At 35.0% G+C, this 14,074-nt stretch carries 14 protein-coding genes; 3 read left to right on the forward strand and 11 right to left on the reverse strand.

The genetic code is table 11. From position 1 onward, the window contains the following. Positions 1-4: 4 nt before the first annotated feature. From murD to ACYQ5R_RS02440, 7 genes are all read right to left on the reverse strand, one after another. The gene (murD, locus tag ACYQ5R_RS02410) at positions 5-1,336 is read right to left on the reverse strand and encodes a UDP-N-acetylmuramoyl-L-alanine--D-glutamate ligase (protein WP_460189308.1); all 1,332 of its coding nucleotides are present in this window, start codon (positions 1,334-1,336) and stop codon (positions 5-7) included. Beyond that, positions 1,337-2,566 carry a phospho-N-acetylmuramoyl-pentapeptide-transferase gene (mraY, locus tag ACYQ5R_RS02415; RefSeq protein WP_460189309.1) on the reverse strand — a complete coding sequence of 410 codons (1,230 nt, stop codon included), beginning with the start codon at positions 2,564-2,566 and terminating at the stop codon, positions 1,337-1,339. 1 nt (position 2,567) lies between these two features. Further along, on the reverse strand, positions 2,568-4,031 hold the full coding sequence (locus ACYQ5R_RS02420; protein WP_460189310.1) for a UDP-N-acetylmuramoyl-L-alanyl-D-glutamate--2,6-diaminopimelate ligase: 1,464 nt from the start codon (positions 4,029-4,031) through the stop codon (positions 2,568-2,570). Next, positions 4,031-6,016, reverse strand: coding sequence for a penicillin-binding protein (locus ACYQ5R_RS02425; RefSeq protein WP_460189311.1), 1,986 nt, complete (start codon positions 6,014-6,016; stop codon positions 4,031-4,033). Before ACYQ5R_RS02425 ends, ACYQ5R_RS02420 begins: the two co-directional genes overlap by 1 nt. Positions 6,017-6,018: 2 nt before the next feature. Beyond that, positions 6,019-6,351: an FtsL-like putative cell division protein gene (locus ACYQ5R_RS02430; protein WP_460189312.1), complete on the reverse strand. Its 333-nt coding sequence runs from the start codon at positions 6,349-6,351 to the stop codon at positions 6,019-6,021. A gap of 115 nt (positions 6,352-6,466) precedes the next feature. Further along, entirely contained in the window at positions 6,467-7,360 is an 894-nt protein-coding gene (rsmH, locus tag ACYQ5R_RS02435) for a 16S rRNA (cytosine(1402)-N(4))-methyltransferase RsmH (protein WP_460189313.1), read from the reverse strand. Next, complete coding sequence (locus tag ACYQ5R_RS02440) at positions 7,347-7,820, reverse strand: division/cell wall cluster transcriptional repressor MraZ (protein ID WP_460189314.1); 474 nt, start codon at positions 7,818-7,820, stop codon at positions 7,347-7,349. The genes rsmH and ACYQ5R_RS02440 overlap by 14 nt, the downstream gene beginning before the upstream one ends. 224 nt (positions 7,821-8,044) lie before the next feature. Here ACYQ5R_RS02440 and ACYQ5R_RS02445 point away from each other — a divergent pair, with 224 nt between their 5' ends. The 3 genes from ACYQ5R_RS02445 to ACYQ5R_RS02455 are packed head-to-tail and all read left to right on the forward strand — an operon-like array spanning position 8,045 to position 10,115. Next, a complete protein-coding gene (locus ACYQ5R_RS02445) occupies positions 8,045-8,809 on the forward strand; it encodes an alpha/beta fold hydrolase (protein ID WP_460189315.1) in 765 nt (254 codons plus the stop codon). 5 nt (positions 8,810-8,814) lie between these two features. After that, positions 8,815-9,426, forward strand: a complete 612-nt coding sequence (yihA, locus tag ACYQ5R_RS02450) for a ribosome biogenesis GTP-binding protein YihA/YsxC (RefSeq protein WP_460189316.1) — start codon at positions 8,815-8,817, stop codon at positions 9,424-9,426. A gap of 2 nt (positions 9,427-9,428) precedes the next feature. Beyond that, a complete protein-coding gene (locus ACYQ5R_RS02455; RefSeq protein WP_460189317.1) occupies positions 9,429-10,115 on the forward strand; it encodes an RluA family pseudouridine synthase in 687 nt (228 codons plus the stop codon). A 50-nt stretch (positions 10,116-10,165) separates the two neighbouring features. Here the strand turns inward: ACYQ5R_RS02455 and ACYQ5R_RS02460 are convergent, their stop codons facing one another. The 4 genes from ACYQ5R_RS02460 to ACYQ5R_RS02475 form a co-directional block, all read right to left on the reverse strand. Further along, complete coding sequence (locus ACYQ5R_RS02460; protein ID WP_460189318.1) at positions 10,166-10,693, reverse strand: disulfide bond formation protein B; 528 nt, start codon at positions 10,691-10,693, stop codon at positions 10,166-10,168. Between the two features lie 3 nt (positions 10,694-10,696). Further along, the gene (locus tag ACYQ5R_RS02465) at positions 10,697-10,849 is read right to left on the reverse strand and encodes a DUF5993 family protein (protein WP_460189319.1); all 153 of its coding nucleotides are present in this window, start codon (positions 10,847-10,849) and stop codon (positions 10,697-10,699) included. A gap of 109 nt (positions 10,850-10,958) precedes the next feature. After that, positions 10,959-12,416, reverse strand: coding sequence for a carbohydrate porin (locus ACYQ5R_RS02470; protein WP_460189320.1), 1,458 nt, complete (start codon positions 12,414-12,416; stop codon positions 10,959-10,961). 80 nt (positions 12,417-12,496) lie between these two features. Continuing rightward, positions 12,497-14,059, reverse strand: a complete 1,563-nt coding sequence (locus tag ACYQ5R_RS02475; RefSeq protein ID WP_460189321.1) for an aldehyde dehydrogenase family protein — start codon at positions 14,057-14,059, stop codon at positions 12,497-12,499. Positions 14,060-14,074 lie beyond the last annotated feature (15 nt).

Raw genomic sequence — 14,074 nt, forward strand, 5'->3', positions numbered from 1 at the left:
TAATTTACAATGCTCTTACTGCATTTTTAAATTTATTACCTCTGTCTTCGTAACTCTCAAACAAATCAAAACTTGCACATGCTGGAGATAATAAAACAGTATCACCTTTTTCTGCAATTTTGTAAGCAACTTTAACAGCTTCTTCAGCACCTGCTGTTTCAACAATTAAATCAATAACATTGCTAAAGGTTTGAATGATTTTTTGATTGTCAAGACCTAAACATACGATCGCTTTTACCTTCTCTCTTACCAATGGCATTAAATCAAAATAATCGTTTCCTTTATCTACACCACCAACTATCCATACTGTTGGAGTTTTCATACTTTCTAATGCATAGTATGTAGCATTCACATTAGTTGCTTTTGAATCGTTTATATATTCTACGCCACTAATTTTTAAAACACTTTCTAATCGATGTTCAGCTCCTTCAAAATCTTCTAAACTCTCACGTATTGTTTGCTTGCGAACATTTAATAATTGTGCTGCCATAGCTGCCGCCATAGCGTTTTTAACATTGTGTTTCCCTTGTAATGCCAACGATGTAATTCCCATCTTAAATTCTGTGTTATTTATTGTTATAACTATATGTTTACCGGCCATATAGGCGCCGTTTCCTATTTTCTTTGTTAATGAAAATGGCAGTTTTTGAGCAGCTATTTCATGTGTTTCTAACCAATCTTGAATTGTATCGTCATCAGCATCATAAATCAAATAATCTTCATTCGTTTGATTTTCTGTGATTCTAAATTTTGCCGCGATATACTTTTGCATATCATACTCGTATCTATCTAAATGATCTGGACTAATGTTAGTGATTACAGCAATGTGCGGTCTAAAATCGATTATACCATCCAACTGAAAACTACTGAGTTCAAGCACATAATTAGGCTGATTTTGTTCTGCTATTTTCATTGCGAAACTATCGCCAATATTTCCTCCCATCCCTACATCTAATCCTCCTCTTTTCAGCAGATGATGCGTTAACATAGTAGTGGTTGTTTTACCATTTGACCCCGTAATTCCAATAATAGTTGCACTGGTATATCGAGCTGCAAATTCTATTTCTGATATCACCAAAATCCCTAGTTCAACAATTTGCTTAATTATTGAGACGTTATCTGGTATTCCAGGACTCTTTACCACTATAGATGCTTTTAAAATCTCTGCGGTTGTATGCTGCTTTTCTTCAAAAGCAATTCCATGATTTATAAGAACGTTTTTGTATTTTTCTTTGATTGCTCCATAATCCGAAACAAATACTTCATATCCTTTTTTCTTTCCTAATATTGCAGCTCCAACTCCACTTTCTCCTCCACCTAAAACCACTAATTTCATCTAGCGCAGTTTTAATGTCACAATAGCTAAAACCGCCAACATGATACCTACAACCCAAAATCTCGTCACAATTTTACTTTCGTGATATCCAGACTTTTGGTAGTGATGATGCAAAGGCGACATTTTAAAAATTCGACGACCTTCACCATATTTTTTCTTGGTGTATTTAAAATAACTAACCTGCAAAATCACTGATAAATTCTCTGCCAAAAAGATTCCGCAGAATATTGGAATCAATAGTTCTTTTCTCGTAGCTATAGCCAGCACTGCAATAATTCCTCCAATCGTTAGACTACCTGTATCTCCCATGAATACTTGAGCTGGATAGGTGTTATACCACAAGAACCCTATTAAAGCACCCGCAAAGGCACTTATATATATTACCATTTCACCAGATTCGGGTATATACATCACATCGAGATAATCAGCAAAGATGATATTACCACTCACCCAAGCAAAAATACCAAGGGCAACTGCTATAATTGCCGAGGATCCTGCTGCAAGACCATCTATACCATCTGTTAGATTTGCTCCATTAGAAACTGAAGTGATAATAAAAATTACGATCGGTATAAAAATTAACCAAGCATACTCTCTCAAATCTTCATCTATCCATGTCAAAATAGAAGCGTAATCAAGCTCATTATTCTTAAAAAATGGAATCGTTGTTTTAGTAGACTGGTGGGCCTCACCGAAGAGTGTTCGTATTTCACCTTCATCGACTTGCACAATAGAGTCTTGAGGTAACTTTTCCTTGATGGTTACTTGAGGATGAAAGTACAGCATACTACCAACAATAATTCCAAGCCCCACTTGACCCAAAATCTTAAATCGACCTTTCAGCCCTTCTTTATCTTTTTTAAATATTTTTATGTAATCATCTAAGAAACCTATAGCACCCATCCAAACAGTAGTAATTATCAGAATAACAATATATATGTTTGACAATTCTGCAATTAAAAGGACAGGAATTAAGGTTGCCAAAATTATAATGACCCCCCCCATAGTTGGAGTACCCGCTTTTTCTGACTGACCTTCCAGACCTAAGTCTCTAACAGACTCTCCCACTTGTCGCCTACGCAAGTAGTTGATAATTTTTTTACCATAGACCGTTGAAATCAAAAGCGACAACACAAAGGCAGTTGCAGAACGAAAAGATATATATTGAAACAATCCTGCTCCTGTGAGTTGGTAATGCGATTCTAAGTATTCAAATAAATAGTACAACATGCTACTTCTGTAATTGGGTTAATATTGATTTTACTTTTTGATAATCGTCAAAATCGGTTCTTACACCATTGATTTCTTGATAACTTTCATGCCCTTTTCCAGCAATTAATAAGATATCACCCACTTGCGCCATAGCACTCGCAGCCTTAATAGCCTGCTCTCTATCTATTATTGAAATAGTTTTTTTATAATTCTCTGCTGATACACCAGATTCTATATCTCTAATAATTTCTTCTGGTTTTTCAGAACGCGGATTGTCTGATGTAAAAATTACTTGTGTGCTTAATTGAGAAGCGAAATAACCCATTTTCGGCCTTTTAGATTTATCTCTATCACCCCCACAACCCACTACAGTAATTACTTGTTCATTACCCGTTCTTATATCATTTATGGTTGCCAATACATTCTTTAAAGCATCTGGTGTATGCGCATAATCAACTATGGCTACAATACCTTTTTCAGATTTGAAATACTGAAATCTTCCTGCAACACTATCTAACTCACTTATTAATTTCAGTGCTTCGAGTTTATCCATTCCCAATTGCTCAGCAACTGCATAAATCGCTAGTAAGTTATAGGCATTAAAACTGCCTATTAATTTCACCCAAACCTCTGATCCATTCATGTTTAGCAGCAATCCTGAAAACTGATTCTCAAGAATTCGCACTTTGTAATCTGCCATTGATTTCATGGCATATGTGTACTTTTTTGCCGCAGAGTTTTGAACCATCACCATACCATTCTTATCATCTAAATTCACCAAAGCAAATGATTCTTTTGGTAATTGATCGAAGAAAACCTTTTTTACATCTCGGTATTCTGCAAATGTCTCATGATAATCTAGGTGATCATGTGTTAAGTTGGTAAATACACCACCTGCAAATTGAAGACCTTCCGTTCTCTTTTGGTGAATACCATGAGAACTAACCTCCATAAAACAGTAAGATACGCCTTGATCAACCATTTTCCGTAAGTAACGATTGATTGAAACAGAATCAGGGGTTGTATGCGTTGCCATATATTCTGTTTCATCAACCATTATCTTGACGGTGGAAAGCAATCCGACTTTATCCCCTCCTTTGTTAAATAATTTATACAACAAGGTTGCAATGGTTGTTTTACCATTGGTTCCGGTAATTCCTACTAATGTCAATTCCTTTGAAGGATTGTCATAATAATTTGAAGCTATAACAGCCAAAGCACTCTCTGATTGTCCTACCTGAACATAAGTTACTTGAGCGTGTTTTTTTTCAGGCATTTCTTCACACACCACAGAAGTAGCTCCAGCATTAATGGCATTTTCTATAAATTGATGACCATCTACATGTACACCCTTTACTGCTACAAAAAGACTTCCTTTAGAAACAGCTCTTGAGTCAAAAGTCACATCTTTAACTGCAACTTGCGTTGTGCCTACAATAACTTCTACGGCTACTTTATACAATATGTCTTTCAACACCTTCATTAAACCACACTCAATTTTACTGTTACTCCTTTTTGTATAGCTTTCCCTGGCTTAACAGATTGCCACGTTACTTTACCAACACCCTCAAAATCTACCTTCAATCCTAAGTTTTCTAATACTGCAACTGCATCCATTGCCGCCATACCCTTAAGATTTGGCATCTTAGAAGCATTCTCCATTTCATAGTATTTTTCATACGATTTTAAAATACCACCTGATTCTTCTGTGGCTTCTGCGACAAATTGAACTTCAGGTTCCGCAGTATATATTTCTTGAGCTATTTTTTTAAACACAGGAGCAGCTACTATATTTCCATAATACCCTTTACGTTTATTAGGCCTATGGATTACAACTATACATGAATATATAGGGTCATCTGCAGGAAAGTACCCTGCAAATGAAGCTATATACTGAGTCGGGGTATTTGGATCACCGTAATCTACCTGACAAGTACCGGTCTTTCCTGCCATGGAAAAATTACGTGAATATATATTGTCTGCTGTACCTCTTTTAACCACGTTTTCCATAATCACTTTCATTTGATCTATGGTTTCTTGAGAACATATTTTTTCGTTAAGCACTTCCTTTTCAAAAACTTGCTCTACCTTATTTTGATGTCTAATTTCTTTTACAAATCGCGGCTTCACCATTTGACCATTATTAGCAATTGCATTGTAAAAAGTAAGTGTTTGTAAAGGTGTTAATTCAACGCCATACCCATAGGCCATCCATGGCAAAGAAATACCACTCCAATCTTTATCTTCTGGGTGCGGTATCTTAGGAATACCCTCTCCTTTAATTGGAAGACCAAGCGGTTTGTGCAATCCATAAGAGCGTAATCTATCTGAAAACTTTTCAGGCTGATCTTTATAATTCTCATAAATTAATTTTACCAAGCCAACATTAGAAGAAACTTCAAAAGCACGAGCAGCTGAAATTACTCCAAATCCTCCCTTATGAGAATCTCTTACAGATTTTCCATAAATTTTATATATCCCTTTTTCTGTATCTACTACTTGAGCAGTATCTATTAGTTTATCTTCTAGACCAACAACCATACTCACTAGCTTGAAAGTTGATCCTGGTTCATGCTTTTCATAAACCGCATAATTTCTTTTTTCGTAATACTTACCATCTGAAGTGCGCCCCAAATTTGCAATTGCCTTAACTTCCCCCGTTTTAGTTTCCATCACCACCACACAACCATGTTCGGCCTCAAACTTTTCTAATTGCTCTAATAGAGCATCATGGGCAATATCTTGCACATTTACATTAATTGTAGTTATTACATCACGACCATCTTGCGGCTCTAATTCATTTGTATCACTTATTGGCTTCCACTGTCCCTGAGCTATACGTCTTTTTAAGCGCCATCCAGATTGCCCTCTTAAATATCTACTGTAAGCTCCTTCGATTCCTGGGCCTCCTCTATAATCATCATAACCAATTGTTCGCTCAGCAATTTTACCTAAAGGATGCTCTCTTTTTGTTGATTGCTCTGCTATAAAACCACCCTTATACATTCCTAAATTGAATATTGGGAAGGTTTTCATTTTTTGATAATCTAAATACCCTATGTTTCTAGCAATTAATAAATACCTATTTGGTTTAGGCTTTCTATTTCTGGCACTTCTAATTTTACGGACATAATAATTTGGAGCATTCCCTAATAATTTTGACAATTCAATAGACAACTCTTGAATATTTTCTTCAAACACTTCATCGCTATCAGGTTTTGAAGCATCCATTCGAATTTCATATCGCGTCATAGAAGTTGCCAAGAGACTTCCATTATCAGCATACACATTACCTCGATTGGCTTTGATTGTATCAATCTTTGTTAACACTTCAGACTTAGTGCGATACAAATCCCCCTCAGCATACTGGATATTAAATAGTTGAAAAATTACAGCGGCGAAAAGAAGGGTCGAGAAGACAAAAACAATATATAAACGATTTAATATGTTTTTCTTTTTAACTGCCACTCTTAGTTTTCTTTTTTCTGTACTACTTTTATTTTTTTTGGAGGATTTTGAGTTGGTCGCAATCCTCTTTGCGCTACTTTCTTTTGTACTGTTGATTCTAATTCGAGCTGCATCACCTTGGTTCTAGTATCTAAGAATTCGGCTTTCAATTCTCGTATCTCCCGATTCAACTGTGCGATTTTTAACACCTTCTTATCTGTGGTATGCGCTCTTGAAATCATAATCATTAAAAGAGCCACTACAAAAGCTATGATTCGCCAATTCTTAAATGCATCTTTACCTACTAAGAACTTACCTTTTAAAAAATTATATACTCCTTGTTTTGCTTTTGACATGATTTTTTGAATTTGAAAATGTCATTCCTGCCATACTTAATAAACCACACACAATACATGAACAGGAATGACAAATTCATCACTTAATTAACCACACATTATTATCACACAATAATTATTTAACAGCTACTCGTAATTTTGCACTACGAGCGCGATTGTTAAGTTTTATTTCTTCCGCAGTAGGAATAATCATTTTTCCTACTTTTTTTAGAGGAACTGACACATTGCCGTAAAAATCTTTTTCAGGCTCCCCATCAAACATTCCATTTCGAATGAATCGTTTTACCAATCGATCTTCTAAAGAGTGATACGAAATCACACTTAATCGACCACCATCATTCAACAATTCAGGTATTTGTTCTAAAAACTCTTTTAACACCTCAATCTCTTGATTAACCTCTATTCGAATTGCTTGAAAAATTTGAGCCAATATCTTATGTTCCTTAGCATTTGGCAAAAACTGTTTTAAAACCACCTTTAAATCTTCAGTAGTTTTTACTGGCTTTTTCATTCTAGCACTTACAATTGCTTTAGCCAAAGCTCTTGCATTTCGCAACTCTCCATAATTAAAAAGAACATTACCTAAAACTTCTTCTTTATAAGTGTTCACTACTTTATAAGCAGAAATCTCATCTTGCTGATTCATTCGCATATCTAACACACCATCAAAACGTGTAGAAAATCCGCGATCCGCTTCGTCAAATTGATGCGACGAAACACCCAAATCAGCCAACACTCCATCTACCTTCTGAACACCATAAAACCTTAAGAACCTTTTTATATATCTGAAATTTTCAGATATCATTACAAAGCGATCATCTTTCAATGCATTTTGTTGCGCATCAGGGTCCTGATCAAACCCAAACAACTTTCCATTCTCACCAAGCCTACTCAAAATTTCTTTTGAATGACCTCCTCCACCAAAAGTCACATCAACATATATTCCATCAGGCTTTATAGCCAATCCATCTACTGTTTCTTTTAGTAATACCGGATTATGATACTCCATCTTCATCATCCATTACATTTCCCATCACCTGCTCAGCCAATTCACCAAAGTCAATGGCCGCCTCATCAATTGCGTTTTCATAACGCCCTTTATCCCATATCTCAATAATATTAACTGCAGAAGAAAGCGTTACCTCTTTGGTTATTCCCGCAAACTTTTGCAAATCACTCGGTATAAGTAAACGACCACTAGCATCTAACTCAACCATTTTTACACCAGCCGTAAACCTTCTAATGAAATCATTGTTCTTCTTTACGAACCTGTTCAATTTGCTCACCTTAGCCATCATTTCATTCCATTCGGACATCGGATACAATTCCAAACAAGGTTGAAAAACAGCACGCTTAATCACAAAGCCATCTTGCAAAACAGGAGCCAACTGCTTTTTTAATGCAGCCGACAGCATTAGCCTTCCCTTGGCATCTGCCTTACACTCGTATGTACCTATGATATTTATCATTTGATTAGCGCTACTCTTTTTCAAAAGTAGAAATAATTTTCCACTTTTTACCACTTTTTACCACTTTGTTGATAACTTTTAACACAAGTCCAATACAGATAACATCTCACTGACTTACAATTGATTATTACACCTAAAGATGCTTGTATTAGATTTTCGATAAAAAATCGTACTTTGCATTAAAATGATTACATTTGCACGCTCTATAAACAAATAGATACTTAATGAGTTATACTTTAAAAACAGAAGGCAAATTTCATTACGTTGAAGAAGGTGAAGGGCAACCTTTGATTGTGCTTCACGGATTAATGGGCGCATTGAGTAATTTTGATGGTATCGTAGCACACTTTTCTAAGATTGGCTACAAGGTATTAATACCAGAACTACCATTATATACATTACCTTTAATAAAGACCAATGTAAAGAACCTATCTAAGTTCGTTAAAGAATTTATCAATCACAAAGGTCTAGACCAAGTGGTGTTTTTAGGCAATTCCTTAGGTGGACATATCTCCCTTTATTTCACTCAACACAATCTAAAAAATGTTAAGGCATTGATTTTAACAGGTAGCTCTGGGCTGTATGAAAACTCTATGGGTGATACTTACCCAAAAAGAGGAAATAAAGAATTTATACAAGGTAAAGTTGAAGAGGTTTTTTACGATCCAAAAATTGCTACACCAGAATTGGTAGATCAAGTTTTTGACATTGTTAACGATCGAGTTAAAGCTATTAAAACCTTATCGATTGCAAAAAGTGCAATTCGTCATAACATGGCAGATAAGTTACCCGACATGAATATTCCAACTTGCTTAATTTGGGGTAAACAAGACAAAGTTACTCCACCAGAGGTTGCAGAAGATTTCAATAAGTTAATGCCTGATGCAGATTTGTTCTGGATTGACAAATGTGGACATGCTCCAATGATGGAACTACCAGAAGAATTTAATTCTATTATTGAAGATTGGTTTAAGACACGCAATATTTAATTGCCATGAAAATTAATTCGGCAGAATTTATCATCAGCAACACTGATGTCTCAAAATGCCCAAAAGACAATATTCCAGAATACGCATTTATTGGTAGATCCAATGTTGGTAAGTCGAGTTTAATTAACATGCTCACCAACCACAAGAAATTGGCAAAAACTTCGGGAAAACCTGGTAAAACTCAGTTAATCAATCATTTTAAAATAAATCAAAATTGGTTTTTGGTTGATTTACCCGGATATGGATACGCGCAAGTTTCTAAAACAAAAAGACAGCAATTTCAACGATTTATTAAAGATTACTTTTTAATGCGTGAACAGCTAGTTTGTAGTTTCATTTTAGTTGATTCCAGACATCAACCTCAAAAAATTGATTTAGAATTTATGCAATTTTTGGGTGAAAGTGGAATTCCTTTTGTGATTGTATTTACCAAAGGAGATAAACTTGGAAGTTCGACTTTAAATAAAAACATTAGCAAATATAGGAAAGCATTATTGCAGACTTGGGAAAGCGCACCTCAACATTTCATTACCTCTTCTGAAACCGGAATGGGAAGAGAAGAAATTCTAAATTTTATTGACCAAGTAAATCAAGATGTTGCTTCTAATTTTAATTAAAAATGAGAAGCAACAAAAATAACTTACAAGTACTTTTTGAAGACAATCACCTCATTATAGTCAATAAACGCTCAGGAGATATTGTTCAAGGCGATAAGACTGGAGATACTCCTCTTAATGAGGTTGTTAAAGGTTATTTAAAAGATAAATACAACAAACCCGGCAATGTATATCTTGGTACTGTTCATAGATTGGACAGACCTACAAGTGGCGTGGTAATATTTTCTCGCACTTCCAAAGCTTTAGAGCGTCTTAATAAAATGCTAAGAGATAAAAAAATTGATAAGACGTATTGGGCTATCGTTAAAAACCAACCTCCAAAATCTCAAGACACTTTAATCAATTGGCTTAAAAAGAATCCAAAAAACAATAAGTCTACAGCATTTAAACAAGAAATTGATGGTAGTAAAAAAGCCATTCTACATTATCAATTAAAAAAAGAACTCGATAGTTATTTTTTACTTGAAATAGACTTAGAAACAGGAAGACATCATCAGATTAGAAGTCAATTAGCAAGAATTGGATGCCCAATTAAAGGAGATTTAAAATATGGGTTTAATCGCAGCAATAAAGACGGCAGTATCCACCTACACGCTAGAAAAATTGCATTTACACACCCTGTAACTAAAGAAGAAATAACAATCACCGCCCCAGTGCCAAAAGATGTTATTTGGGAAGCGTGCGAATAAATACTATCTATAATTCAAGATTACTCTTTTTAACCTTTTACATAAATTAACTATAAACAAGGGCCATTTTCACAACACGGACCAAATTGGCATTCAAAAAATGCAGCAACTACGTTCACTAAAACGATTAACATTGCTAACAAAACTACGTATCTTTCATAATTTTGAATTACATTTTCGCCTTCCTTTTTAAACTTATTATTAAAGAATAGAAAAATCGCCGAACCTAAAATACTCGCAACAAAAATAAGAACACCCCATGTATACAAATGCATACCAAAAAAGGGAGTTCCATAGCCAACATCTCCATCTCTTCCACATATATGTATCAATACCTGTCTTACAGAAAACATTGCCCCAACAATGGCTGAAATAATTACAACACCAAAATGTTTGGAATCAAATCCGAAAAATACATTTAATGAAAGTCCGAAAATCACTCCTATCATACCCATACGTTGCAATAAACATAATGGACAAGGATCTTCACTCAATGCAAATTGAAAATAAAATGCCCCTAGCAGCACACTACATACAATAAGTATACTCGCACTATTAATAAATTTTAATCTCTTCATAATCTAAAAACTTAAATTTAAAGAAGAATTAGCATGGTATACAAACATACATATACTAGCACTTGTAGCTAATACAAAGAAGAAATAAGCTTTTCCTTTGTCTTTCTTAAAGAGCATAAAAAAAGCCAATACGTAAAGAAGAAATATTAAACTCATAGCATGTATTATTTACTTAAAGTTAACAAATAATGATGCACCCATCAAAACACACTAGCCAAGTGAAGAAAAAACATCTAAGTACAACTTTAAAAATCAACTTATAAAATTAATTCCAAACCCACCACTCAGCTTTCACACCAAAATAATACCCCCATTGTTTTTCTCCTGCAAATTGCAAATAGGGAGAATATAGTGTTTCTTTTGCATAATCATTATAATAAGCAGCTGATGCCACAAAACGCAATTGTGGTCTAGCCCAAACATCGCGTTGACCCGTTGGCACTAATACTGGCGCTACACTAAACTTCGTCATGCTAGCATTTGGATTGTCACCATCCTTCCTTTGAGAATAATGCAATTCTGTAAGAATATGGAAAGAGTCGGAAATAAAATGTTGATTTCGAACACCAAATGTGAGGTCAAATTTCTTATTATACACTTCTCTACCAAAATAGGTTTTCGCTAATCCATTGGTATCAGCCCCTCCTTTACTGGTGGTCATTATAGCATAGCCATTAAGTGCATAATTATCAGAAAAGTTTATAAGAACATGATCTACTAAAGACCACGAATACGCGCCTTTAAAATTTAGTTCATCCAAATTTGGTGCTCCAAATGTAGCCCAAGTTTGAGAAATTCCTCCATCTCCACCATTGGCTATTCCCGTTCCATATCTAATAGCAAAATCATTAAAGGATCCAGGCTTCATTTTCTTAAGATTCATGGTATGCCGAGCACCTAAGACAAAACCGTGATCTTTTGGGAAATTAGTAATTATTTCAGGGCCTTCTGGTAAAATTACAGGATCATCTTCATCAAAACCAGCATCTGCCATTCTATGATATTCTGCCAAAACTGTTATCCTATGATCTTCATTAATTTCAAAATCTTGCTCTAAAATCATCACAGTACGCTGTCTTAATTCTGCACTCGGCGTACCCGTTTTTATATTCAAATAAAAGTATGGCGGCACAGTAGAAGTTGTATCTGTTTTTGCCACAAACAGAGTAGCAAAACGTGTTTTTTTATACTCTACACCAAATCCTTGTCCACTATGATCATTAAAATAAAAGTGGTCTGCAATATGCACATCCGGACCACGGTATAATCTTGAGCCCACCCAAATACTCAAATCTTTCCCTTTAATTTTTCTCGCCTCCACAAAAATTTCTGGGATAGCAATTGTTAACCCTCCCAAACTAGTGGTTGAACTATTTCCAAAATAGGTTAAACTGTTAGAGTACATCGAAAAACGTACTTGCGCAAAAATATTTGTACTATCCTTTTCTTTAGGCTTCCAATGAAATGCTGGTGCTATCTCCAAATAATCTTGTTCTTCCAAGCGTCCACCAATACTACCCATATTATTTAAGTTTAAACGCCTACCTATCGACCCTCCATTTTCAAAAGACCAATCCACTCCTACACGACCATAAGAACCTAATGAAACATTCTTATTAGAAACATTTTGATATGATATTTGCGCAAAAGTAACATCAGCAAACATCAAACAAACACAAATTAAAAAGGATAGTTTAATAGGGTCATATTGTTGAAATTTCATAGAGCAATTCTTTATTTAGTTAGTTGAATCACTCAAATATAACAATTAATAAATTGAAAAAATACAGCTTTACATCGACTTTAAAGCAACTCTTTTAAAAAATTACTACGTTTAGAACCAGATCGTAAAGCAATCATGGATTTTATTGAGAATGATTCAATAGCATCTAAAACACTTAAAGCACTTACAGCAGAATCTTTTCTACCTACAAAAGGATAAACGTCTGGACCTCTCTGACACTTTGTGTTAATATTAACTCGACTCACCTGATGTTGTAAAATACGAACTAAGGGGTCTAAAGAATCAGATGAACCACTAAACAAACTCACTTGCTGACCATATCTGGAATTTTCGATATAACCTAAGGCTTCCTCTGCAGACTTAAATGATGCTATTGGCACTATTGGCCCAAACTGTTCTTCATGAAAAACTTTCATCTTTTCGTTCGATGGATATACAACTGTAGGGAATACTAAATTTTTAATTTTGATATTTCCATTTATATTCAAAATATCAGCCCCATACTTTTTTGCATTATCTATTAACTCTTGAATATAATCTGGTTTATGCGGCTCAGGCAACGGAGTAATTTGCACACCTTTTTCCCAAGGCATACCAATCTTTAATTCATCAACCTTTTTAGCAAATCTTTCATTAAACTCTTCGGAAATTTCTTCTTGAACAAAAATGATTTTTAAAGCGGTACAACGCTGGCCATTAAAAGCCAAAGAACCAAGAACCGTTTCATTTACAGCGACATCTAAATCGGAGTCTTTTAAAATTATTGCAACATTTTTTGCCTCTAAACCAAGCACCAACTTTAATCTATTTGGTTTTGGGTGTAACCCTAAAAGTGCATTTGCTGAAGAACTATTGCCTATTAAGGCCAACACATCAACTTTTCCTGATTTCATAATGGGAGTTGCTAATGTATGCCCAGAGCCATAAATAAAATTTACTACCCCTTTCGGAAAACATTTTTGAAATGCTTGTACCAAAGGCACCAATAAAAGAACACCGTATCTCGCTGGTTTAAAAACCGCAGTGTTACCACAAAGTAGTGCAGGAATTAATAAACAAAACCCCTCATTTAACGGATAGTTATAAGGACCCATGCATAACACTACACCCAGAGGAGATCTTTTGACAATGGCATTTATACCACTATGCGATTGAATTTGATTTTGTATACTGTCTAGAATCTTAACTTCTCGTATAGTATCTTCTATATAAGTTATAGTTCTATCAAATTCTGCACATGAATCTTCATATGACTTCCCAATTTCCCACATCATCATCTTAACAACAGCCTCTTTTGTAGGTTTTAAATATTCTAAAAAATCTTCTATATGAGAAAGTCTTTCTAATAATGATAGTTGAGGCCAACACCCTTTTCCATTGTCATATGCATCTACTGCCGCATCTAAGGCATTTAGAGCTTCAACTTCACTCATATTTGGAATGGTACCTAGTGTTGCGGGTTCAAGTTCACCACTAACACCTTTTAGATACACGGCCGATTTTACTTCGGTCACTGGTCCCGACCATTTCTTTAATTCCCCATTGAGCAAATAGGAATCTTGATTGGTAAAGTCAAATTGATATTTCGCAGGTATATGCGATGTATCGTAAAGTTGCTTCATAGCCTAGGTTAAGAC

The organism is Urechidicola sp. KH5, from assembly GCF_054661455.1.

Excerpts from the sequence above, each read along its gene's own strand:
- ACYQ5R_RS02460 (WP_460189318.1), bottom strand. The coding sequence starts at position 10,693 with ATGAAGAGATTAAAATTTATTAATAGTGCGAGTATACTTATTGTATGT.
- ACYQ5R_RS02440 (WP_460189314.1), bottom strand. The coding sequence starts at position 7,820 with ATGATAAATATCATAGGTACATACGAGTGTAAGGCAGATGCCAAGGGA.
- ACYQ5R_RS02475 (WP_460189321.1), bottom strand. The coding sequence starts at position 14,059 with ATGAAGCAACTTTACGATACATCGCATATACCTGCGAAATATCAATTT.
- mraY (WP_460189309.1), bottom strand. The coding sequence starts at position 2,566 with ATGTTGTACTATTTATTTGAATACTTAGAATCGCATTACCAACTCACA.
- ACYQ5R_RS02430 (WP_460189312.1), bottom strand. The coding sequence starts at position 6,351 with ATGTCAAAAGCAAAACAAGGAGTATATAATTTTTTAAAAGGTAAGTTC.
- ACYQ5R_RS02455 (WP_460189317.1), top strand. The coding sequence starts at position 9,429 with ATGAGAAGCAACAAAAATAACTTACAAGTACTTTTTGAAGACAATCAC.
- ACYQ5R_RS02465 (WP_460189319.1), bottom strand. The coding sequence starts at position 10,849 with ATGAGTTTAATATTTCTTCTTTACGTATTGGCTTTTTTTATGCTCTTT.
- yihA (WP_460189316.1), top strand. The coding sequence starts at position 8,815 with ATGAAAATTAATTCGGCAGAATTTATCATCAGCAACACTGATGTCTCA.
- rsmH (WP_460189313.1), bottom strand. The coding sequence starts at position 7,360 with ATGGAGTATCATAATCCGGTATTACTAAAAGAAACAGTAGATGGATTG.
- ACYQ5R_RS02420 (WP_460189310.1), bottom strand. The coding sequence starts at position 4,031 with ATGAAGGTGTTGAAAGACATATTGTATAAAGTAGCCGTAGAAGTTATT.
- ACYQ5R_RS02470 (WP_460189320.1), bottom strand. The coding sequence starts at position 12,416 with ATGAAATTTCAACAATATGACCCTATTAAACTATCCTTTTTAATTTGT.
- ACYQ5R_RS02445 (WP_460189315.1), top strand. The coding sequence starts at position 8,045 with ATGAGTTATACTTTAAAAACAGAAGGCAAATTTCATTACGTTGAAGAA.
- murD (WP_460189308.1), bottom strand. The coding sequence starts at position 1,336 with ATGAAATTAGTGGTTTTAGGTGGAGGAGAAAGTGGAGTTGGAGCTGCA.